The sequence below is a fragment of the Streptomyces sp. ALB3 genome (assembly GCF_044385685.1).
Lineage (GTDB): Bacteria > Actinomycetota > Actinomycetes > Streptomycetales > Streptomycetaceae > Streptomyces.
This window is the reverse complement of the sequence record NZ_JBISCE010000044.1, coordinates 189,683-212,568: the sequence shown is the minus strand read 5'-3', so window position 1 is coordinate 212,568 and position 22,886 is coordinate 189,683. Positions and strand designations below refer to the sequence as shown.

General features: G+C 71.4%; 18 protein-coding genes. 10 read left to right on the top strand and 8 right to left on the bottom strand.

The features are described from left to right. Positions 1–258: 258 nt before the first annotated feature. Positions 259–1,827, top strand: coding sequence for an APC family permease (locus ACHFIV_RS29490; RefSeq protein WP_398975372.1), 1,569 nt, complete (start codon positions 259–261; stop codon positions 1,825–1,827). A gap of 10 nt (positions 1,828–1,837) precedes the next feature. Here ACHFIV_RS29490 and ACHFIV_RS29485 read toward each other — a convergent pair whose 3' ends face one another. Next, positions 1,838–2,569, bottom strand: a complete 732-nt coding sequence (locus ACHFIV_RS29485; RefSeq protein ID WP_398975370.1) for a siderophore-interacting protein — start codon at positions 2,567–2,569, stop codon at positions 1,838–1,840. Positions 2,570–2,748: 179 nt separating this feature from the next. Between ACHFIV_RS29485 and ACHFIV_RS29480 the strand changes: the two genes are divergently transcribed. Then, a complete protein-coding gene (locus ACHFIV_RS29480) occupies positions 2,749–3,594 on the top strand; it encodes an LLM class F420-dependent oxidoreductase (protein ID WP_398975368.1) in 846 nt (281 codons plus the stop codon). A gap of 135 nt (positions 3,595–3,729) precedes the next feature. Next, positions 3,730–5,214 carry a peptidoglycan D,D-transpeptidase FtsI family protein gene (locus ACHFIV_RS29475; RefSeq protein WP_398975366.1) on the top strand — a complete coding sequence of 495 codons (1,485 nt, stop codon included), beginning with the start codon at positions 3,730–3,732 and terminating at the stop codon, positions 5,212–5,214. 58 nt (positions 5,215–5,272) lie between these two features. Here ACHFIV_RS29475 and ACHFIV_RS29470 read toward each other — a convergent pair whose 3' ends face one another. Next, a complete protein-coding gene (locus tag ACHFIV_RS29470) occupies positions 5,273–6,466 on the bottom strand; it encodes a hypothetical protein (RefSeq protein WP_398975364.1) in 1,194 nt (397 codons plus the stop codon). 302 nt (positions 6,467–6,768) lie between these two features. Between ACHFIV_RS29470 and ACHFIV_RS29465 the strand changes: the two genes are divergently transcribed. Next, positions 6,769–7,509, top strand: coding sequence for a FadR/GntR family transcriptional regulator (locus ACHFIV_RS29465; protein ID WP_398975362.1), 741 nt, complete (start codon positions 6,769–6,771; stop codon positions 7,507–7,509). A gap of 23 nt (positions 7,510–7,532) precedes the next feature. Here the strand turns inward: ACHFIV_RS29465 and ACHFIV_RS29460 are convergent, their stop codons facing one another. Beyond that, a complete protein-coding gene (locus ACHFIV_RS29460; RefSeq protein ID WP_398975528.1) occupies positions 7,533–8,321 on the bottom strand; it encodes an HAD-IA family hydrolase in 789 nt (262 codons plus the stop codon). 121 nt (positions 8,322–8,442) lie between these two features. On the opposite strand from ACHFIV_RS29460, the gene ACHFIV_RS29455 reads away from it, so the two are divergent. Together ACHFIV_RS29455 and ACHFIV_RS29450 are read left to right on the top strand one after the other, a co-directional pair. Beyond that, a complete protein-coding gene (locus tag ACHFIV_RS29455; RefSeq protein WP_398975360.1) occupies positions 8,443–11,019 on the top strand; it encodes a bifunctional FO biosynthesis protein CofGH in 2,577 nt (858 codons plus the stop codon). Positions 11,020–11,121: 102 nt separating this feature from the next. After that, a complete protein-coding gene (locus ACHFIV_RS29450; protein WP_398975358.1) occupies positions 11,122–11,670 on the top strand; it encodes a YciI family protein in 549 nt (182 codons plus the stop codon). A gap of 82 nt (positions 11,671–11,752) precedes the next feature. Here the strand turns inward: ACHFIV_RS29450 and ACHFIV_RS29445 are convergent, their stop codons facing one another. Continuing rightward, a complete protein-coding gene (locus tag ACHFIV_RS29445; RefSeq protein ID WP_398975356.1) occupies positions 11,753–12,127 on the bottom strand; it encodes a MerR family transcriptional regulator in 375 nt (124 codons plus the stop codon). Between the two features lie 56 nt (positions 12,128–12,183). Between ACHFIV_RS29445 and ACHFIV_RS29440 the strand changes: the two genes are divergently transcribed. From ACHFIV_RS29440 to ACHFIV_RS29430, 3 genes are all read left to right on the top strand, one after another. Then, positions 12,184–13,290: an alkene reductase gene (locus ACHFIV_RS29440; protein WP_398975355.1), complete on the top strand. Its 1,107-nt coding sequence runs from the start codon at positions 12,184–12,186 to the stop codon at positions 13,288–13,290. A 159-nt stretch (positions 13,291–13,449) separates the two neighbouring features. Continuing rightward, on the top strand, positions 13,450–13,923 hold the full coding sequence (locus tag ACHFIV_RS29435) for a carboxymuconolactone decarboxylase family protein (protein ID WP_398975353.1): 474 nt from the start codon (positions 13,450–13,452) through the stop codon (positions 13,921–13,923). A gap of 229 nt (positions 13,924–14,152) precedes the next feature. Further along, positions 14,153–15,268 carry an ADP-ribosylglycohydrolase family protein gene (locus tag ACHFIV_RS29430; protein WP_398975351.1) on the top strand — a complete coding sequence of 372 codons (1,116 nt, stop codon included), beginning with the start codon at positions 14,153–14,155 and terminating at the stop codon, positions 15,266–15,268. A gap of 81 nt (positions 15,269–15,349) precedes the next feature. Here ACHFIV_RS29430 and ACHFIV_RS29425 read toward each other — a convergent pair whose 3' ends face one another. The 4 genes from ACHFIV_RS29425 to ACHFIV_RS29410 form a co-directional block, all read right to left on the bottom strand. Beyond that, positions 15,350–16,930 (bottom strand): sodium:solute symporter family protein, encoded by a 1,581-nt coding sequence (locus ACHFIV_RS29425; protein WP_398975349.1) that lies wholly within the window; start codon positions 16,928–16,930, stop codon positions 15,350–15,352. Positions 16,931–17,507: 577 nt separating this feature from the next. After that, the gene (locus tag ACHFIV_RS29420; RefSeq protein ID WP_398975347.1) at positions 17,508–17,714 is read right to left on the bottom strand and encodes a DUF397 domain-containing protein; all 207 of its coding nucleotides are present in this window, start codon (positions 17,712–17,714) and stop codon (positions 17,508–17,510) included. A gap of 185 nt (positions 17,715–17,899) precedes the next feature. Then, positions 17,900–18,757, bottom strand: a complete 858-nt coding sequence (locus ACHFIV_RS29415; RefSeq protein WP_398975345.1) for a helix-turn-helix domain-containing protein — start codon at positions 18,755–18,757, stop codon at positions 17,900–17,902. A gap of 238 nt (positions 18,758–18,995) precedes the next feature. Beyond that, positions 18,996–19,715, bottom strand: coding sequence for a GOLPH3/VPS74 family protein (locus ACHFIV_RS29410; RefSeq protein WP_398975343.1), 720 nt, complete (start codon positions 19,713–19,715; stop codon positions 18,996–18,998). Between the two features lie 193 nt (positions 19,716–19,908). On the opposite strand from ACHFIV_RS29410, the gene ACHFIV_RS29405 reads away from it, so the two are divergent. Next, on the top strand, positions 19,909–22,767 hold the full coding sequence (locus tag ACHFIV_RS29405; protein ID WP_398975341.1) for a D-alanyl-D-alanine carboxypeptidase: 2,859 nt from the start codon (positions 19,909–19,911) through the stop codon (positions 22,765–22,767). Positions 22,768–22,886 lie beyond the last annotated feature (119 nt).

The window sequence follows — 22,886 nt, the reverse complement described above, 5'->3', positions numbered from 1 at the left end:
GGGTGTCCTCCAGGGGTGTCCGGTGGGCGGCCGGCCCGGCGGCCACGCGACGGACAAATTTGGAATCAGCACATAAGGGGCGGTGGTGCGATTCCCGTACGCCTGAATGACCTCGCCTGGACCATTGATCGCAAGGTGGTATTCACCGTGTCCCTTTGATCTTCTGGGTCAACTGCCGTACGGGTGGGGTAAATCAAGGGTGAGACATAGGAGTCTCATCCTCCGGATGTGGAAACCGCAGCACATAGCGTCCTCTCCATGACTGAGCTGGACGCGCGGCCACGGGCCGGGGACACGGTACGGGGAAGCACCCCTGCCGACGGTGGCGTACGCGAGAAGGGTCTCGGCGGCAACAGCGTCGGCCTGACGGGCAGCGCCGTGCTCGGCATCTCCACGGTCGCCCCGGTGTACTGCCTGACCTCCACCCTGGGTTCCACCGCCGGCGAGGTCGGTGTGCAGATGCCCGCCGTGTTCCTGGCCGGATTCCTCCCCATGCTGCTGGTCGCCTTCGCGTACCGGGAGCTCAACAAGGCCGTTCCTGACTGCGGCACCTCGTTCACCTGGACGGTCAAGGCCTTCGGGCCGCGCCTGGGGTGGATGTGCGGCTGGGGTCTGGTGATCGCCACGATCATCGTCCTGTCGAATCTCGCGGGCGTCGCCACCTCCTACTTCTGGCTGCTGGCGGGCGAGGTCACCGGCAGCGCGCCGGTCGCCGCCCTGGACGACAGCAAGCCCGTCCACATCCTCACGTGCCTCCTCCTGATCGCCGTCGCGACCGCGATCAGCTACCGGGGGATGACGGCCACCAAGGGCCTCCAGTACACCCTCGTGGCCCTCCAGCTGGTGGTCCTCGCGGTGTTCGTGGTGATGGCCGTGCGGAAGGCGGGCAGTGGGGACTTCGCGGCGACGTCGGCCGACTTCTCGTGGTCCTGGCTGAACCCGTTCGCCGTCCAGTCCTTCGCCGCCTTCACCGCGGGGCTCTCCCTCTCGATCTTCATGTTCTGGGGCTGGGACACCTGTCTCACCGCCAACGAGGAGACCACCGGGGCCGAGAAGACGCCCGGCCGCGCCGCCCTCATCGCGATGGTCGTCCTGGTCGGCTCCTACCTCGCCACCGGCATCGCCGCGCAGATGGCCGTCGGTGCCGGCGGCTCGGGGCTCGGCCTCGCCAACCCGGACACCTCCGACAACGTCTTCGCCGCCCTGGCGGGCCCGGTCATGGGACCGGGTCTCGGTGTCCTGCTCTTCCTGGCGGTGCTGGCATCGGCCGCCGCGAGCCTGCAGACCACCTTCATCCCGGTGGCGCGCACCGTCCTGGCGATGGCGTCGTACGAGGCGCTGCCCGCCTCCTACGCCAAGGTGCACCCGCGCTTCAGGACCCCCGGACGGGCGACCGTCGTGGCGGGGGCCGCGACCGGCGTGTTCTACACGGTGATGACCCTGGTCAGCGAGCACGTGCTGGTCGACACCATCTACGCGCTCGGTCTCATGATCTGCTTCTACTACGCGCTGACGGCGTTCGCCTGCGCCTGGTACTTCCGTGCCGACCTCACCCGGTCCGCCCGCGACCTCGTCTTCAAGGGGCTGTTCCCCGTGGTCGGAGGCATCCTGCTCACGGCGGTGTTCGGCAAGACCCTGTACGACATGTGGGACCCGGCGTACGGCTCCGGCTCCTCCGTCCTCGGTGTGGGCTCCGTCTTCGTCATCGGGGTCGGGCTGCTGCTGCTCGGGGTGGTCCTGATGGAGGCCGTGAGGCGCCGGAGCCCGGCGTTCTTCCGCGGTGAGGTGCTGACGAAGGAGACCCCGGCGTTCGTGGTGGACGACTGAGCTGAGCCGGTCAGCCGGCCCGCCAGTAACCCAGCGCGTTCACGCGTTCCTCGGGGACGCCGAGTTCCCTGCGGACGTACGAGCCCAGCGTGCGCGTCGTCGCCGTGTCGCAGGCGATCCAGACGTACGCGTCCGAGGTGTCCTCGCCGAGCAGGGCGGGCAGGGCGGCCTTCACCTCGGCGACCAGGTGGGCTCCCGCGTCGCGGCGCGGGACGGTGTGCAGGGTGTGGTGCGCTGCGTCCAGGCGGAACGGCAGGTCCTCGTCCGACGGCCGGGCGGTCTCGCACCAGATCGTCGCGGGGATTCCGGGGAGCGCGTCCAGCAGCGAGTTGAGGGCGGGCAGCGAGGCCGCGTCCCCCACGGCGAAGATCCGCGCCGGACGGGGTTCGGGCAGGTCGAAGCGGCTGCCCTGGAGGGTCGCGTCGATCGTGTCGCCGGGCCGCGCGGTCCGGGCCCAGTCGCTCGCCGTCCCGTCGTGCAGGGCGAACTCGAGACCGAACGTCCCGGCGGCCGGGTCGGGGTCGACGAGGGTGTAGCCGCGCTGGTGCGGCTTGCCGTCCCGCTCGAACCAGAGCCGCACCCACATGGTCGGGTGCGCCCCGCCGGCCGCCGCGAGCAGACCGCCGTCGGTCACCGTCACCCGCCGGTAGTCCTCGGTGACCTGTTCCGCTCCGGTGACGGTGAACGTGAAGTCCCGCCCCCGCAGGAGCTTGAGGACGACGCCCTCCCAGCCGTGACCCATGAAAGCCTCCCGCGACGACGATCCGAGGAAAGAAACTTAGGCTAACCTAACTTTTTCGTTCCGAGGGGTGCGAGGCGGGAGCCGTGTCCGAAACGGCATGACAGGACCGCCCTGCGGGTTCAGCGGCGCGCTCCACCGCATACCTTGGAGCCGTCACGGACGACGACGGAGGTGCCCCCATGCGGATCGCCACAACGATCTTCCTCACCGACGAGACGATCACCCCGGTCCGGCTCGCGCGTGAGCTGGAGCAGCGAGGGTTCGCCGGGCTGTACCTGCCCGAACACACCCACATCCCCGTGAGCCGGGAGAGCCCCTATCCGGCGGGCGGCGAGCTGCCGCCCGAATACGGGCGCACCCTCGACCCGTTCGTCGCGCTGGCGCAGGCCGCGGCCGTCACCGAGCGGTTGTCCCTCGGTACCGGCATCACGCTGATCGCCCAGCACGACCCCATCGATCTGGCGAAGCAGGCCGCCACGCTCGACCATCTGTCCGGCGGCCGTCTCACGCTCGGCATCGGCTTCGGCTGGAACGTGGAGGAGGCGGCCGACCACGGCGTGGAGTGGTCCACCCGGCGCGCTCTCGGCAGCGACCGCCTCGCCCTGATGCGGGCCCTGTGGGCCGACGAACCGACTCCGTACGAGGGTGAGTTCGGCTCGGTCCGGGCGAGTCACGCCTATCCGAAGCCCGTGCAGGAGGCGCGGGGCCCGGTGAGCGGCCCGCGCACCCTCATCGGCGGGGCGGCCGGGCCGAAGCTGTTCGCGCAGATCGCCCGGGACGCGGACGGGTGGCTGCCGATCGGAGGCCGCGGCCTGTCGGAGTCCGTCCCGAAGCTGCGGGCGGCCTGGGAGGAGGCGGGGCGGGATCCGGAGCAGCTGCACGTGGTGCCCTACGCCGTGCGGCCCTCGCCGGGGAAGCTGGGGTACTACGCGGACCTGGGCGTCGAGGAGGTCGTCCTGCAGCTGCCCCCCGCCGGGGAGGCCGAGGTGCTGCGTGCGCTGGACGCGTACGCGGCGTACCTGTGAGAAGCCTGTGTCCGTGAATCCGGCGGCGTGATCCAGCGGTGGAACCGCCGGCGCTAAAATCACCTCTATCACCTCCGGACATCGATGGTGCGGCCCGTGTGCGTGTGTGCCCGGCTGCCTGGGAGCGGGAGCACGATGAACAGGCCGTTGCGGCACATAGCCATTTTCTGTGGGCTGCTGATGCTCGCCCTGCTGATACGGGCCAACTGGCTCCAGTACGCCACGAGCCAGGAGCTGGCCACCCACGAGCACAACCGGCGGGTCAAGATCACCCAGTTCGCGACCCCGCGCGGCGACATCATCGTGGGCGGGAAGGCGATCACGGGGTCGAAGGAGGTCCAGGGGACCGACTTCAAGTACCAGCGCACGTTCAAGCAGGGCGCGATGTACGCACCCGTCACCGGCTACGCCTCCCAGGCGCAGGGCATGTCCCTCCTGGAGAACACCTACGACAGCATCCTCAGCGGTGAGGACGAGCGGTTCGCCTTCCGGCACGCCAAGGACATCCTCACCGGTGAGCCCCGGCGCGGCGGCGACGTGGTCACGACCATCGACCCCAAGGCTCAGGAGGCGGCCTACAAGGGCCTGACGGACCTCGACGCCCGGGGTGCGGTCGTCGCCCTCGACCCGGCGACCGGCAAGGTCCTCGCCCTCGTCTCGACCCCCTCGTACGACCCCTCGGTCTTCGCCGGCAACTCCTTCAAGGAGGGCGACAAGTTCCAGGCGCTGGTCGACGACAAGGGCAAGCCGCTCGCCAACCGTCCGCTGCGCGAGACCTTCCCGCCCGGGTCCACCTTCAAGATCCTCACGGCTGCCGCGGCCCTGGAGCACGGCGTCATCACGGACGTCGACGCCCCGACCGACGCCGTGTCCCCCTATCCGCTGCCGCTGTCGTCGAGCAGGATCAGCAGCGAGGCCGGCGACGCGACGTGCAACAAGGCGTCGATGAAGACGGCCATGCAGTACTCGTGCAACAACGTCTTCCTGGACGCAGCCCTCAAGGTGGGCGAGGAAGGGATGCGCGAGACCGCCGAGAAGTTCGGTTTCAACAAGGACGTCTACTCCGAGGCCTTCGGCGACATGCTCGCCACGAAGAGCCTCTACCCCTCGGAGCTCGACAAGCCCGGTACCGCCCTCACCGGCATGGGCCAGGGAAGTCTCACCAGCACCCCGATGCAGATGGCCATGGTGACGGCGGCCCTCGCCAACAACGGCAAGTTGATGCAGCCGTACATCGTCGAGGAGCTGCGCGGCCCGGACGTGTCCATCCTGGAGGAGCACAGCCCGGAGCTGAAGAGCGAGGCGGTCTCCGAGGAGACGGCCAAGAAGGTCCAGGAGATGATGGAGTTCACCGCCAAGGAGGGCAGCGCGAAGCGCGCCCTGATCGACGGGGTGACGGTGGGCGGCAAGACGGGTACGGCGCAGCGGGGTGACGACGTCAGCAAGGAGGTGCCGTACGGCTGGTTCGTCTCGTACGGCAAGAACCCCGACGGCCGGGCGGTGGCGGTCGCGGTGTTCATCGACCCGACCGCGATGGACATCTCCCGCTCCGACATCTCGGGTGGCCGCCTGGGCGCCCCGATCGCCCGCGACGTGATGAAGGCGGTGCTGGGGAAGTAGACCGGGCCCGCCACGAGCGGCAGCCCCCGTCCGGCGACGAGCCGGACGGGGGCTGTCGTCATCCGGCGGGCCGCAGGGACGGTTCCGCGGGCGCCGGCGCGGGGGGCGGGACGGCCGGGCCGTCGTTCCCCGGGCGGCCCCCGGTCAGTCGCAGGGTCACGACGGCCGTGAGGCCCGCCGCCACGCCCCAGGTCAGGGCGGCGGGGACGCCGTGGCCGAGGCTCCCTGACAGGTGCTGCCACCCCCAGCGCATGCCCGAGTCCGCCCCGGTCACGGCCGCCTGAAGCAACTGGTTCGCCAGCAGCCCGACGACCGTCGCACAGACCGTTCCGGCCACCATCGCCGTCCCGGTGGCCCGGGTCAGCAGGACGGGCAGCCGCCGCAGGGCCCACCACACCACGGCGAGCAGCAGCGCGTCGGCGAGGCGGTACAGGAACCAGTGCCCGGTCTGCCCGGCCGCCGGGCCCGACCAGCCGCCGAGCAGCAGCCACTGGCGCAGCAGGTCGCCCGGCTCGGAGAGCAGCCGGCCGGGGAGAGAGGCCGTCTGGACGGAGGCGGCCACCGACTGATGGGAGAGGACCACCGAGGAGAAGGCCACCACGGCGGTGCCCGCGGTGGCGGCCAGGCGGGCGGCGCGCGCCGGGGCGTCGTTCAGCGGCGGTGGTTCGGTGCCCTTGGCGGTGATCCGGGCCGTGAGCACGGTGACGGCCGCCGAGACGAGCGCGGTCACCACCACGATCTGCCGTCCGGCGGACGAGACGGACGCCAGCTGGGGCAGCAGACGGTAACCGCCGTGTCCCTGCGCGGCGATGAGCCACGGCGCGGACACGGTCACCGCCAGGGTCCCGGCCACCAGGCCCCAGGCCCACACCGCGAGCAGTGTCACGGGCGTCCGGCCGTTCACCGGCGGCAGCGCGCGGACCAGGAGGAGCGCGCCGGGGAGGAAGAAGGCGGCGACCGCGGCGAAGCGGATCTGCATGCCGGTCCCGTACAGCGAGAGGTAGCGTCCGGGGTCGGCCGAAGCCGGGTCCCCGATGTCTCCCAGCGCCCCGGTACCGAACCGGACCGCGTCCGGGGGATCGTACGACCAGGGGGTGAGCCAGTTCTGGAGGTCGGCGGTCATCCGGCCGCCGAGCGCCTCGGTGGTCCCCCGCAGGTGCAGCGCGTCCACGCTCGCCCCCGCCCACCACAGGAGTGCCGTGAGCAGCAGCGCCCCGGCCAGCGCGGGTATCGCCGCGCGTCTGTACGTCATCCACTGCCCCCGCTTGTCGCGATCTTCGTAAGTCCCCCTGACCGCAAGGAGGTTACGGCGCGCCGGTCACGCGCACATCACGGCCGCCCACACCGGCTCACACGGCCGTCCGCACCGCGCACGACGGGCGGCGCGGCGTGGGCGAAGGCCCTGTTCACGGCGAGCGGGCACCGGGAAGCGGACCGGGCACCCGGGCGCCGAGGGGAGCAGGCCGCTCCGCTGAGCCCTTCTCCCGGACCGATGAGCGCGTTGCCGTCCGCCCGCTCAGGTGTCCGGCCGTCCCGTCTGATGTACTGGTCAGCGTGTCCACGCAGCCCGGAACGCCCGATTTCACGTCACTTCTGCGTCCCGTCGTACGGGAGTCCTCGGTCAGCGAGGTGGCCAAGCGGCTCCTTGATCATCTGTCCGAGGGCAACCTGAAGCCGGGCACCCGCCTGCCCGCCGAACGCCAGCTCGCCGACGCCCTCGGGGTCGCACGCTCCAGTGTGCGCGGAGCGCTGTCCGCCCTCGACGTCCTGGGCATCATCGAGATCAGGCCGGGCTCGGGCTCGTACGTCCGTGAAGGGACCTCCGAGTTCCTGCCGCGCGCCATCAGCTGGGGCCTGATGCTCGGTCAGCGCCGCACCCGGGACCTGGTCGAGGTCCGCACCTTCCTGGAGGGCATGTCGGCGCGGCTGGCGGCGGACCGGGCGTCCGAGGCGGACGTCGAGCGGCTGGAGGGGCATCAGGAGCGGATGCGGGAGGCGGGGACGGACGTCAAGGCGTTCATCGACGCCGAGATCGCCTTCCACCTGGAGACCGCGGACATCGCGCGCAACACGGTGCTCAGCGACATCCTGCACTCCGTCAGGGCGCTGCTCCAGGTGTGGGTGGAGCGGGCGGGGGACATCGAGGGCACCGTCAGCGGGACGCTCTCCGAGCACGAGGCCGTGCTGGACGCGGTCCGGGCCGGCGACCCGGAGGCGGCAGAAGCGGCGATGGCCGAGCACATGAGGCGCGCGAGCGACCGGCTGAGGCTCTCTCAGGACGCGGACGACGAGTAGGGCGGAGCAGGAAGCGCAGCGGCTCAGCCCTTCGACCGCCCGGGCGTCTGGGCGGGAGGGGCCGGCTGCGCGGGAGAGAGCGCCTGCACGGGAGGGGCCGGCTGCGTGGGAGAGAGCGCCTGCACGGGAGGGGCCGGCCGTTCGCCGGGAGCGGTGGACGCCTTCCGTCGTCCGGAGCCGCCGAGCAGCGCCGGCAGTTCGGTCAGGGCGCCGACGACCCAGTCCGCCGTCTCCGTGACGTCCGGGTGGTCCGCCCACCAGTGCCCGTAGGGGCCACGGCGGATGTGCGCCGCCCGAAGCCCCGAGGACTTCGCGGGGAACAGGTCGTCGGCGGGGTGGTCGCCGACGTACAGAGTGGCCTCGGGTGACGCGCCCGACACCTCCAGGACGCGGGTGAAGAACTCCCGGTCCGGCTTGGTCACGCCCCACTCCTCCGAGGTGACGACCAGATCGGCCGGCAGGTCCAGCGCCCGCAGCAGCTCACCCGCCCGGGCCGTGCGGTCGCCGGCGACGACGACCCGCAGGCCGAGCGCGCGCAGTGCGGCCAGGGCCGGACGGACGTCGGGGTAGAGGTCGCTCTCGCCCAGGTGCTCGCCCCGGCCGGCCGCCGCACGGGCCTGGCGGGCCTCGCCGACGTCCATGCCGGGCCGCAGGACACGCAGGGCGTCGTCGCAGTCGCGGCCCTGGGCGACGGCGGCGCCGACCAGGGCGCTGACGGTGTGCGGCGGGACGCCGAGCCAGTCGGCCCACGAGGCCCAGAGGCGGTCGTCGCGGACGAGGGTTTCTCCGATGTCGAAGACGATCGTTTCCATCACCTCCCCGAGCCTACGGGGCAAGTGGGACATAACGGCCAAGGCGCCAGCGGTCCGCAACCGGGTACGCCGGACAGAGGCCCTGGTCCGGACGGAGTGGCGCGCTCGTATGCTCGGGTTCATGACCGATGCTCAGCGCCCCACGACCAACGCCATGCGGCGTGCCCTCCGGCGGGCTCGCGACGGTGTCGCCCTCGACATGGCCGAGGCCACCGTCCTGCTCCAGGCGCGAGGGGACGACCTGACCGACCTCGCAGCCTCCGCCGCGCGCGTGCGGGACGCGGGCCTGGAGGCCGCGGGCAGGCCAGGAGTGATCACGTACTCCCGCAAGGTCTTCATCCCGCTGACCCGGCTCTGCCGCGACACCTGTCACTACTGCACCTTCGTCACCGTGCCCGGGAAGCTCCGCAAGGCGGGGCACGGGATGTTCCTGTCACCGGACGAGGTCCTCGACATCGCCCGCAAGGGTGCCGGACTCGGCTGCAAGGAGGCCTTGTTCACGCTCGGCGACCGGCCCGAGGACCGCTGGCCCGAGGCGCGGGAGTGGCTGGAGGCCGAGGGCTACGACGACACCCTGGCGTACGTACGTGCCATGGCCGTCCGGGTGCTGGAGGAGACCGGGCTGCTGCCGCACCTCAACCCCGGTGTGCTGACGTGGACGGACCTGCAGAGGCTGAAGCCCGTCGCCCCCTCCATGGGCATGATGCTGGAGACGACGGCGACCAGGCTGTGGTCGGAGAAGGGCGGCCCGCACCACGGGTCCCCGGACAAGGAACCGGCCGTCCGGCTGCGGGTCCTGGAGGACGCGGGCCGTTCCAACGTGCCGTTCACCACCGGCATCCTGATCGGCATCGGCGAGTCCTACGAGGAGCGCGCCGACTCCCTCTTCGAGCTGCGCAGGACGGCCCGCGCCTATCACGGCATCCAGGAGGTCATCGTCCAGAACTTCCGCGCCAAGCCGGACACCGCGATGCGCGGGATGCCGGACGCCGAACTGGAGGAGCTGGCAGCCGCGATCGCCGTCGCCCGCCACATCCTCGGCCCCTCAGCCCGCATCCAGGCCCCGCCGAATCTCGTCGACGCCGAATACGCCCTGCTGATCGGAGCGGGCATCGACGACTGGGGTGGCGTGTCCCCCCTCACCCCGGACCACGTGAACCCCGAGCGCCCCTGGCCGCACATCGACGAACTCGCGGCCCGCACCGCCGAATCCGGCTTCCGGCTGCGCGAACGCCTCACGATCTACCCGGAGTTCATCCAGCGCGGCGAGCCGTGGCTCGACCCCCGTCTCCTGCCCCACGTGCGGGCGCTCGCGGACCCGGAGACGGGCCTCGCGAAGGAGGGCGTGATCCCGGCCGGGCTGCCCTGGCAGGAGCCCGACGAGGGCTTCAACGCCTCCGGGCGCACCGATCTGCACCGCACCATCGACACCGAGGGCCGCACCGGTGACCGGCGCGACGACTTCGACGAGGTGTACGGCGACTGGGAAGCGCTGCGCGAGGCCGCCGCCCCCGGCATGGTCCCCTCCAGGATCGACGCCGACGTACGCCAGGCCCTGAGCCAGGCCGCCGACGACCCGACGAAGCTCACCGACGACCAGGCCCTGGCCCTGCTCCACGCGGACGGCCCGGCGCTGGACGAGCTGTGCCGCATCGCGGACACCCTGCGCCGCGACGTGGTCGGTGACGACGTCACCTACATCGTCACCAGGAACATCAACTTCACCAACGTCTGCTACACCGGCTGTCGCTTCTGCGCCTTCGCCCAGCGGCGTACGGACGCCGACGCCTACACCCTCTCCCTCGACCAGGTCGCCGACCGCGCCGCCCAGGCCTGGGACGTCGGCGCCGTCGAGGTGTGCATGCAGGGCGGCATCCACCCGGACCTGCCCGGCACCGCGTACTTCGACATCGCGCGTGCGGTGAAGGAGCGCGTCCCCGGCATGCACGTCCACGCCTTCTCGCCGATGGAGGTCGTCAACGGGGCCACCCGCACCGGCCTGTCCATCCGCGACTGGCTGACCACCGCCAAGGAGGCCGGGCTCGACTCCATCCCCGGTACCGCCGCGGAGATCCTCGACGACGAGGTCCGCTGGATCCTCACCAAGGGGAAACTCCCGGCCGCCACCTGGCTGGAGGTCATCAGGACGGCGCACGAGACGGGCCTGCGCTCCTCGTCCACGATGATGTACGGCCACGTCGACCAGCCCCGCCACTGGCTCGGCCACTTCAGGACGCTGGCCCGCCTCCAGCAGGAGACCGGCGGCTTCACGGAGTTCGTCACCCTTCCCTTCATCCACACCAACGCCCCGGTCTACCTGGCGGGCATCGCGCGCCCCGGCCCCACGGACCGGGACAACCGGGCCGTCACCGCGATGGCCCGCCTCCTCCTCCACCCGCACATCACCAACATCCAGACCAGCTGGGTGAAGCTCGGCGCGGAAGGCGCGGCCGAGATGCTGCGCTCGGGCGCCAACGACCTGGGCGGGACTCTGATGGAGGAGACCATCTCGCGCATGGCGGGCTCCAGTTACGGCTCGTACCGCTCGGTCCAGGACCTCGTCGCGATCGCCGGGCTCGCGGGCCGGCCGGCGAAGCCGCGTACGACGCTGTACGGCGAGGTGCCCGAGGAGCGCGTCACGGCCGCGGCGGCCTCGGACGGCCACCTGCCGGAGCTGCTGCCGGTGCTGGAGGGCTGAGGCCGGCGCGAGCGGTCCTGGCGACGGGCGGATTCGGGGGTCGTGCGGCCCCGGCCGGAAACCCGCTCGACCCGGGCGGCCCGGTGGAGGGAGGCTGCGGGCATGGAGTTCCTCTGCTTCCACCGCGACCGGCCCGGTTCCCTCGCTCTGCGCGACGAGCTGATCGAGGAGCACTGGTCCTACATGGACCGCTACGCGAAGGAGATGATCGCCCGCGGCCCGACCATGGCCGACGACGGTGAGACCCCCACCGGCAGTGTGCACATCCTCGGTCTGCCCGGTCCCGCCGCGGCCCGGGCGTTCGCCTTCGACGAGCCGAACTACCAGGCGGGGGTGTACCGGGACGTGTTGCTGCGCCGGTGGCGCGACCTGCTGGGACGCACCATGTGGGACTTCCCCGGCGGGCCGTCCGAGGGCAGCCGCTACCTGGTGCTCGGCCTCGGCACCGGGCGTGCCGCCGACCTCACCGTGCCGCCGGCCCGGGACGAGCTGATCGCCTACGGGCCGCTGCTGTCCGACGACGGGGACACGTGGCTGGGGACGGCGGCGCTGGTGCGGGCGCCGGACGCGGCCACGGCACGCGCCGTGCTGACACCGGACCGCTACGCCGCGATCGAGGTGCACAACTGGCAGTTCGGCGGGCGGTCCTGACCGGAGGGCGTCCGGCCCTCGTCTGGGCCGGGCCCTTCGTCCGGGCCGGGCCCCGACGAGGGGCCCCTGGCCGGGTCCGGGCTCAGTCCCCGCTCGCGGTCCCTCCCGCAGCCGTGGCGATCACGTCGTCCAGGACCTCCCGGGAGCGGCGCAGCTCGTCGATCTTCCGGTCGATGCGGTCACGCTCCACGGACAGGTCGCTGACCAGGCGCGGGGTGGCGATCTCGGAAGGGCCGCCGTCCGCGTCCCGTACGCAGGGAAGCAGCTCGGCGATCTTCGCGCTGCACAGCCCGGCCGCGTAGAACTCCTGGATCCGGATCACCCGGTCGACCGCGCCCTCGGGGTAGTCCCGGTGGCCGCCGGGGGTGCGGTCCGCCGTCAGCAGCCCCTGGGTCCCGTAGTAGCGCAGGGAGCGCTCGCTCACGCCCGTACGCCGGGCCAGCTCGCCGATCCGCATCGATTCCGCCTCCTGGACTTGAACCTGACACCGGTGTCAATTCTTACCGTCAGGGCATGACGAACGCAGCCGCTTCCCCGTCGAAGCTCTTCGAGACCGTCGCACTCGGTCCCCTCACCCTCCCCCACCGCCTCGTGATGGCACCGCTGACCCGGAACCGCGCGACGCCGGAGGGCGTACCGACCCCCCTCATGGCCACCTACTACGCCCAGCGCGCCTCGGCCGGACTGATCATCGCCGAGGCGTCCACGCCGAACGCCGTGGGGCAGACCTACCCGAACATCACGGCCATCCACAGCCCCGCCCACGTCGCCGGATGGCGCCGGGTCACCGACGCGGTCCGCGCGAACGGCGGGCGGATGTTCCTCCAGATCCAGCACGGCGGGCGCGCGGGACACCCGGACACCAGCGGCCTGACGCCCGTCGCCCCCTCGCCGATCGCGCTGCCGGAGACGATCCACACCCCCGCCGGGCGGGTTCCCTCGGTCGTCCCCCGCGAGATGACCACGCAGGACATCAGGTCCACGGTCGCGGACTTCGCCTCCGCCGCCCGCAACGCGATCGACGCGGGCTTCGAGGGGGTCGAGGTGCACAGCGCGAACGGCCACCTGCTCCACCAGTTCCTGGCCCGGGGGACCAACCGGCGGACCGACGCCTACGGCGGGTCCGTGGACCACCGCATCCGCTTCGTCGTCGAGGTGACCGAGGCCGTGGCTGCGGCGATCGGCCCCGAGCGGACCGGCCTGCGCGTCTCGCCGTGGAGCACGGTCAACGGCGTCGAGGAGGGCGACACGGAGGAGATCTACCCGGCGCTCCTCGGGGCCCTGGCGGGAAGCGGGCCGGCCTATCTGCACGTGGGGTACGCCGACCCGGAGGACCCCGTCTTCCAGCGCATCCGCGAGGACTGGCCCGGCACCCTGATCGCCAATCCCGTGCTGCCGAAGGACCGCATCCCGGACGACGGCGGCCGCGCCCACGGCGAGCGGCTCCTGGCCGCCGGAGCCGACGTGATCGCACTCGGCCGCCCGTTCCTCGCCAACCCCGACCTGGTCCGCCGCATGCGCACGGGCGCCCCGGTGAACCAGGTCCGGGACGCGTACCTGATGTACGTCGGCGGGGAGACGGGCTACACGGACTACCCGGCTCTGCCCGCCGACGCGTGAGGGCCGGGCCGGGACGTCGTGCACGGCGTGGCGGGCGGGGAGAGGCCGACGACGGCGAGCTGCACGAGACGTGGATCACACGCACCCGTGTCACATCCCGTGCTGCCCGTTCCGTCGTAGGGGTGTAACCGCACAGCAGCAACGGCATGGGAGTGCACGATGGATGCTCGTCTGGACATGTTCACCAGCCCCTTCGCGGCCAGGTTCCTGAGGCACATCAACTCGGCGGGCAAGGTGGTCGCGGACTCGGGGCTGCCTGCGGCGACGCAGGAGCTGGTGAAGATCCGCGCCAGCCAGATCAACGGCTGCGGCTTCTGCCTCGACATGCACACCAAGGAGGCCGCCGCGGCCGGTGAGACGGGGCTCCGGCTCAACCTGATCGCGGCCTGGCGCGAGGCCACCGTCTTCACCGACGCCGAGCGCGCCGCCCTGGAGCTCGCGGAACAGGGCACCCGCCTCGCCGACGCGGCGGGGGGTGTATCGGACGAGGCGTGGGCGGACGCCGCGAAGCACTACGACGAGGACCAGCTCGCCGCGCTGGTCGGCCTCATCGCCGTCATCAACGCCTACAACCGGATGAACGTCATCGTCCAGCAGCCCGCCGGCGATTACCGGCCCGGGATGTTCGGCTGAGCGGGGTGCGGCTGCCGGTCCCGGTCCCACGGCCCGGCAGCCGGCCCGTCCGGCGTGCTGACGACCGGCTGCCCACGCTCTCGACCCGGCACGCAGTTCACCGGAAATGGGTCGGTCACCGGCCAGGAGGCGAAACTCCGTACATTCCGTTCCGCCCCTGAGGCGCCCCTTCCCGTTCGATTACAGTGCTTGCGCAGTCGCACACGGCGGGTCGGGCGGAAGGGGCACGGTGACCACAGGGACCACAGCCGTCTGGGGCCGTGTCCAGCAGCAGGACTTCCGCAGCCGGGTACGGGGTGCCCTGCTCGGCGGCGCCATCGGGGACGCGCTCGGGGCGGGGGTCTCGGGGCTCACCCTGGAGGCCATAAGGGCCGCTCACGGCGTGGACGGGGTTTCCGACTTCGTCCCCGCGCACGGGAGGCGGGGCGCCGTCACCGCCGTCACGCAGCTCACCCTCTTCACCGTCGACGGGCTGATCCGCGCCCAGGTCCGGCGTGACACCGGCGCCTGGCACCCTCCCACCGACGTGCACCGTGCCCATCTGCGCTGGGCGGCCACCCAGAGCGCCTGGGGACCCGACGAACGCCGCAAGGACAACGGCTGGCTCGCGAGGGAGGAGTGGCTGTACACCCGCCGCGCCCCCACCCGGGAGTGCCTCGTCGGCTTCGGTGACGCCACGATGGGCACGCTCGCCGTGCCCAAGAACCCCGCGGCCCGGGACTCGGCCGCGCTCACCCGCTCCGCGCCCTTCGGGCTGCTCGTCGGCTGGGAGCCCCAGCTCGTCCTCCAGCTGGCCGTCGAGTGCGCCGCCCACACCCACGGACACGCCACGGCCCAGCTCGCGGCCGGAGCCCTCGCCGTCATGGTGCACGGACTGGCACGCGGGGAGACCCTGGACGGCTCCGTGCAGCACGCGCTCGCCCTGCTCGCCGAACGCCCGGGCAACGAGCAGGTCACCGAGGCGCTCCGGCAGGCGCTCGGCTCCGTACGCCAGGGGATCCCCGGGCCCGCTCTCATCGAGGCGCTCGGTGACACCGACTCCGCCGAGGAGGTACTCGCCGTGGCGCTCTACTGCGCGCTGGTGGGCGAGGACGTGCGCCACGGCCTGCGGCTCGCCGTGAACCACTCCGGGCCCTCCGCGGCCACAGGGGCCGTCTGCGGGGCCCTTCTCGGTGCCCTGCACGGCGAGACGGCACTGCCGCCGGCCTGGCTGGCGGAACTGGAGGGGCGCTCGACACTCCTCGAACTCTCCGACGACTTCGCGATGGAGATGACCCAGGGCCCCGCCCTGCACGGTCCCGCAGCGGTCGCCCCCGGCTGGCTGGCCCGCTACCCACGGGACTGAACAGGAGCGTCGGCGACGACGGAGGTGGGCGGACGCCGCCGCGCCCGCCCACCGTTCGTGTGCCCCCGCGTGCGGGGCCGGTCAGTCCTTCACGCCCTCCGGGACCCCCGTGTTCTCCGGACCGGGCCTCTGCTGGGGAACGGCCGCCGCCACTCCGCCGGCCGGGCCCCCGTCGTCCGTGTTGATCGTCTCGATGAGGGCGTCGCGCTCCGGGGTGTCCTCGGGCTTGATGAACCCGATGACGATGTAGAGCACGAGGGAGATCGCCAGGGGCAGGGCCACCTGGTACTGCAGCGCCACGTCCGTCTTCACGGAACCGTCGAGGTTGTAGTTGGTGAAGAAGAAGGCGAGCAGTCCCGCCGCCCAGCTGGTGAGCGCCGCCGTCGGGCCGGAGCGGCGGAACCTGCGCAGCAGGCCCAGCATGAACGGGATCGCGATCGGACCCATCAGGCCGGCCACCCATTTGATGACGACCGAGATGATGTCCTTGAACGTCGGCGAGTTGATCTGGGTCGCCAGCGCCATGGACAGGCCGAGGAAGGCGAGCGTGGACAGCCGCGCGGCCATGAGTCCGCTGCGGTTGCTCCAGGAGCGGGCGGCCTTGGAGAAGACCGGCGCGATGTCCCGGGTGAAGACGGCCGCGATGGCGTTGGCGTCGGAGGAGCACATGGCCATCGTGTGCGAGAAGAACCCGACGACGACCAGGCCCAGCAGACCGTGCGGCATCAGCTGCTCGGTCATCAGGGCGTAACTGTCGGAGGCGTCGGGCTTCTGCGCCTCCACGAGCAGCGGGGCCACCCACATCGGGAAGAAGAGCACGACCGGCCAGACCAGCCACAGGACGGCGGACAGATAGGCCGAACGGGTCGCGGAGCGTGCGGAGTCCGTGGCCATGTAGCGCTGGGCCTGGTTCCACATGCCGCCGTTGTACTCGAAGGTCTTGATGAAGAGGTAGGCCAGCAGGAAGGTCACCGTGTACGGGCCGGCCGTCGGCTCCGTGTGGCCCTCGGGCAGCTTGTCCCAGACCGTCCACAGCGAGCTGAACCCGCCGAGCTTGCTCATCACGATCACGAGCATGGCCACACCGGCGAAGAGCTGGATGATGAACTGCCCCAGCTCCGTGAGCGCGTCGGCCCACAGTCCGCCGACCGTGCAGTACACGGCCGTGACGATGCCGGTGATGAAGATGCCCTGGGTGAGGGTGGCCCCCGTGAAGACGGAGAGCAGCGTGGCGATGGCGGCCCACTTGGCACCGACGTCCACGATCTTCAGCAGCAGCCCGGACCAGGCGAGGGCCTGCTGGGTCGGGACGTTGTAGCGGTTCTTCAGGTACTCCAGCGGCGAGGCGACGTGCAGCCGCGAGCGCAGCCGGTTGAGCCGGGGCGCGAAGAGCTTCGCGCCGATACCGATACCGATGGCGATCGGCAGCGACCAGGTCACGAAGGACGTGACGCCGTACTGATACGCGATACCCGCGTAGCCGGTGAACATCACCGCGCTGTAGCCGGACATGTGGTGCGAGATGCCCGACAGCCACCACGGCATCTTGCCGCCGGCCGTGAAGAAGTCGCTGACGTTGTCCACGCGCTTGTGCGACCAGAGTCCGATCGCGACCATCACACCGAAGTAGCCGATGAGCACGGCCCAGTCGAGACTGTTCATGTGCCCCCTCCAGGGGTCCGCCTTGTGAACGGGAACGCACTTCGTCAGTACGGCCGTTCAGCGGGGCCCCGTGCGGGAACGGGGACTTCGGGGATTGAACCGTCTGTCCGGGTCCCCGGTCAAGGTTTTCTCGGTCAGGGATGTGAACGCCGATCAGCAAGGCGAACGATTTTACCTTTTCTTGACCCAGCCAGGCGTTGTCGCACACGTGACCACGGCCACACGATGAGCGGGCACTTCGTCAGGCTGTGCAGAGAACGACGCAACGCAGGAACCTTGAGAACGCTCAGGGAACGCCAGGTAAGGCCCGAGAACGCAGAACGACCGCACGGGATGCGGGTCCCGTGCGGCCGGAGAAGGGGGAGAGCTGCCACGACGCGATGCTCACGCGCCGGTGGTCCCGGACGCGCTGTCGGCGTCAGCTGCTGAGGTGATGACCGGACGGCGTGCCGGTCGGCGGCACCGGGTCCGATGACGGGCCGAGCCCCCTCGGCCAGGACGGCGAACCAGTCGAGAGGGCTCCTGGCGGTCGTGCACGGGACCGTCACACGGTGCGGTGCGCGAGCCGGCGCGTCGGTCAGGCGTTGATCGAACCCGACGCCACGTCGCGCACGAAGGTGTTCCACGCTCCCGGGACGAAGGAGAGCGAGGGGCCCTCGGGCGCCTTCGAGTCACGCACGGCGATGGCCTGCGTGACGGGCGACTTCACCTCGACGCATGCCCCGTTGCCGCCGGAGTACGACGACTTCGTCCAGTTATCCGTAGCACCCTGAAGAATAGCCATGTTCACTCCGGTTCAGAGAGTTGATGTGAGTGGCACCAACGTCGTGCCTGTTGGCGTGATCGACGCTACTCGCCAACATCGCTCACTGGTGGTGCCGTTCACTCGACCGGATGGCATATTCCATGCGGGTCTTCCGCTTGAGGTGGGGGCGGTGTATCTTCCGGCCCCCACCTCGCTGACAGCTTTCAGTGCGTGTAGCTCTTGGCGATGTCGCTGATGAACTGGCGGGTCTGGTCCACGTTCAGCGCCTGAGCCCTCAGGTGCTCGTACATGACGCTGTAGCGCTGCACGTCGTTCGCCTTCTCCAGGTAGAGGTCGCTGGTGACCCCCTCGATGTAGACGACGCTGGAGTCCGCGGCGTCGGGGAACTCCAGGATGGCGTACTGGCCGTTGATGCCGGGGTGCGCGCCCATGTCGAAGGGCAGGACCTGCACCGTCACGTGGGGCAGCCGGGACTGCTCGATGAGGTGCTCGAGCTGCTGGATCATGACCTGCTCGCCGCCGACGAGCCGGCGCAGGGCGGACTCGTCGATGACGGCCCACAGGCGCAGGGGGTGCTCGGGGGCGTTGACGCGGTCCTGGCGGCGGGCCCGGACGTTCACCCGCTTCTCGATGTCGGACGGCGGCGCCTCCGGGAGCGCGCCGTTGATCAGGGCCTCCGCGTAACTCCGGGTCTGCAGCAGTCCGGGGACCACCTGGGGCTCGTACACCCGGAGGGACTCCGCGTCCGTCTCCAGCCCGATGTACACGCTGTACGGGATGTCGCCGAAGGCGTGCCACCATCCCTGCTGGCGGGAGTCCTTCGCCATCTGCATCAGCGAGTCGACGACGCGGTGGTCCTCGACCTCGTACACACCGCAGAGATCGCGCACGTCGCGCTGGCTGATGGACCGGCGGCCGTTCTCCAGGCGGCTGATCTTCGACTGCGAGACCAGCAGCCGCTCGGCCACCTCCTCGGCCGTCATGCCCTTGATCTCACGGAGGCGGCGCAATTCCTGGCCCAACCGGCGTCGCCTGACGGTGGGATTGACGTTGGTCGGCACGGGAACGGCACCTCCGGCTATGCAGCTTTTGTAGCTGTGCGTGTCTACTGCTCAGCAGATTGCCACCCGCGCACCCGGGCGCGCTGGAAAACGGCTACACGCAATGAGGGCACGCAAGAGCGCGGGGCAGCCGGTGGATCCGGCTGCCCCGCGCCTGGTGCGGCTCCCGAACCGGGTCATGGGGACGTCGGCGCGGCGGTATTCGGTACTCCGCGCAAGTGTCCGCGCGGTCGTGCTGTCAGTGGACGGAGGTGTGCGCCATGCTGCCGTGGCGCGCTTGCGCTTGCGGCTGCAACGGCACGCCTGCCGTCTGCTGATTACGGCGTGGCTGGACCGCCACGCCGTTCTGGACGTCCATCACGGCATGAGCCACGAGGCCGCCCATCGGGTCGTGTCTGATCAGGTCCCGGAGCCGGGAGCGCGACGAGCGCCCCTCGTTCCCGGGGTACAGGTGCTTGCCGAGTCCGACCGCGTGGGCCAGCGCGGCGAGTGCCGCGGTCCGCGGGTCCGGCGGTACGCCGGTGCGGATCGCACTGTCCAGCCGGGCCCTGATGTCCCGGCTGATCGCCGTGTCCGTCGCCTGGTAGCGAGTCGTCGGCAGCACTCCGCACATCTGGCCCGCCACGGCATGAACCATGCCGCACCGCTCCAGATGAGCGAGGTAGATCTGGCGAAGTCCCAGCCGGGGCCCGCCGATCCAGTGGACCGCCCGGACCGGACTGCCACGACGGCGCAGCAGTTCCAGTGCGGAGTCCAGAGTCGGATCTCCTGTCGGCCGTGGCATCACCACGGCGATACGATCCCCGTCAGGGGCTATCCGTCCTGCCAGAGCCAGCTCCACTAGCTGTGCCCCGGCCAGGCCGAGGTCGAGCGACTGCGGCTGCGCTGTGGTACCCGTGGTCGGGTCCAGAGCGAGCAGCAGAAGCTCCTCCGGAATTGTTCTGCGGCTCCTGCCCATCCATGCCTCCCCGCGTGGATGAGTGACAGGGTGACCCCTCTCACAATGGTCTGTCGAGGGTGCCTGGGTGCTTTGTAAGGGAACCGTTAGGTATGTCGTTCTCGTCTAGCGGCTCGGCCAAGGGTTCACACAGGACACTGGTAGATGGTTCGGACAGTGCGGGCATGACCCCGCGGCTCACAAGGAGGTATCGGTGGCGGGCGAGTCCCCCGACAGGTCGGAGCAGCGGAAGTCGTCGGGGACGGCTGAGGAACGCGATCCGCGTTTCGCCGTGTTCCGTGAACCGGTCGCTGAGGCGGGCGGGAGTGCGGCGGGCGGAACGACGGACGCCGTGACCGACAGCGAGACAGCGGTCTTCCGCCTGCCGCACGCGGAGCAGGCCGGGGTCCCGGAGGGCGGCTCCCCGCCCCCGGAGCCCTCAGAGCGCCCTGAGGGGGCCTCCGGGCCCCGCCAGGACGCCGGGGAGGGGCGCGAGCCGCAGAAGGCGGCGGGGACGTCCACCACGGCGTCCGAAGCGCCCGTGGAGGCGGAGGACGCGCCCCAGGACGGACCCGACGACGAAGCCGAGGGCGAGTCCCCGGCGGAGGCCGGGGACGGGGAGGGTTCCGGCCGCTCGGCGGCCGACGAGCGCCCCGGGGCCGGTGCCACGGACGCCGCATCGGGTCCGGGACGTCCGGGTGCGGGCACCGCGCCCGGCACCGAGCCCGCTCCCCGCTCCGTGCCCGAAGGAGCCCCGGAGGCGACTGCGGAGGCGGCGTCCGGGTCCGGCCCCGATGGCGACGCGAAGTCCGGCGAGCGGGCCGAGGCGGCTTCGGGATCCGGGTCCCGCACGGGGTCCGATGCCGGGGCGGACGCCGGATCGACGCCGCCCGACGCACGGCTGCGTGCTGCCGTGGCGGCCTGGGTGGCGACCGAGCCCGGTGAGGAAGCCGCAGGTGGGAGCGGTGACGACGAGAGCGCGGGCAAGCCGTCCGAGGGCGGCCTGGCGGTCGGCGGCGACAGCGACGCGTCGTCGGCAGGCGCGGACGGGACGCCGGATGCCGGTACCGACGCGCATACCGACGCCGAGGCCGGGCTCGAAGCCGACAGCGACGATGACGACGCGCACGCCGACGGCGAGGCGGAAGCCGGGACCGAAGCCGTGACCGGCGGCTCGGACGCCGAGCGCGACAGCGGCACCCGGCCCGCGGCCGGCAGCGGTGCCGGCGCGTCCGGCGGCAGTGCCGCCGGGGACCCGGCAGACACCCTCGCCGAGGACTCCGCCGGTGCCGACGCCGGGGATCCGGCAGGCACCGGCGCCGAGGATTCCGCCGGTACCGGGGACGTCCCGGCCGCCGCCGGTGCCTCGGACGACGTCGTCCGTGTCCCGAGGACCCGCGAGGAGTCCTCCCCGGCGAAGGAGCCGGAGCTCGCACACGACGGGCGGGGAATCGATCACCCGACCGCCGTCTTCAAGGCGCCACGGGCCGGGAAGACCGACCAGCCGACGACCGCGCTCAAGCTCCCGCCGAAGGAGAAGGAAGCGGCGCGTAAGCCCGCCTCCTGGGCCGCCAAGGCCTCCGGAACCCCGGAGTCCCCCGCGTCCCCCGCCTCGCCGGAGGCCCCCGCCGAGCGGACCAGCAAGTTCGTGCCCCTGCGCTCGGACGACGTACGTCCCGCGGCCGTGGTCGGCCCGACGGTCACCCCTGACGTCGCGGCGCGGCCGGGTACCCCCGGCGCCCCCGGGGCGGGACTCACCGAGGCCGAGCGGACCAGGCAGCAGCCCATGCCGCCCAAGCCGCCGCTCGACCTGCTCGCCGAACTGACGAACACGCCGCCGCCCCCGGAGACCCCGGTGCGCACCGCGGTCCGGCGGGTCAAGATCTGGACGCCGCTGGTCCTCCTCCTCCTGGTCGTGTTCGCGATCGCACAGGCCATGCGCCCGCTTCCCGAGCCGGTCCTCGAACTGACCGCGAAGCAGACGTACGACTTCGAGGGAGGCAAGCCCTCCCTGCCGTGGCCGGACGAGGGCCAGGGCTTCATGACGGCCACGGGTCTCGGCACGGTCGACTCGTTCGGTGAGCAGAAGGCGGTGCCGATCGGCAGCGTGGCCAAGGCCATGACCGCCTACGTCGTGCTCAAGGACCACCCGCTGAAGAGGGGCGAGGACGGAGCGTCCGTCAAGATCGACGCCAAGGCCGAGGAGGAGGGAAAGCTCGACTCGGTGGGTGAGTCGACCCTCAACACGGTCAAGGCCGGGGAGACGATCACGCAGCAGGACGCCCTCTCCGCCATCATGATCCCCTCGGCGAACAACATCGCCAGGCTGCTCGCCCGCTGGGACGCGGGTTCCGAGGAGGCGTTCGTCAAGAAGATGAACGACACCGCCAAGGAACTCGGCATGACGAAGACCACCTACACCGATCCGTCGGGGCTGAACGCGACCACGGTGAGCTCCGCCGAGGACCAGGTGAAGCTGGGCGAGAAGCTGGTCGAGATCCCGGCGCTGATGGACATCACCAAGCTGCCGTCCTGGACGGACCCGTCGGGCCAGAGCCACCGGAACTACAACACCCTCGTCCCGTACGACGGCGCGCTCGGCATCAAGACCGGTTCCACCACGAAGGCCGGCGGCAACCTGCTCTTCGCGGCGCACAAGCAGGTCGGCGGCACCGACCAGCTGATCGTCGGAGCGATCCTCGGGCAGCACAAGCCGCCGATCATCGACACGGTGAACTCGGTGAGCCAGAAGGCCATGGTCGCCACGCAGGACCTCCTGGAGAGCCGGACCGTGGTGAAGAAGGGACAGGTCGTCGGCGTGGTCGACGACGGGTTCGGCCGCACCACCGACGTCGTCGTGGCGGAGGACGTGAAGGCGGTCGGCTGGCCCGGTCTCACGGTCAAGCTCGAACTGACCGACGACGGGAAGAAGATCCCGAACGCGGCGGCCGCGGGCACGAGGGTCGGCACGATGACCGTCGGTGAGGGCGCGAGCCAGGTGGAGGTCGCGGTCACGCTCGGCGACGCGCTGGCCGAGCCGTCGTTCGGCGACAAGCTCACCCGCGTCACCTGACCGGTACGCCCCTTCCGCCCCGTCTCCGCGGGACGGAAGGGGCGGGGCAGGGCGGTCCGCCGATAGGGCGGCGCGGGGAAAATGACGCGTGCTAGCGTCCCCAGGGCAACGGACGGGCG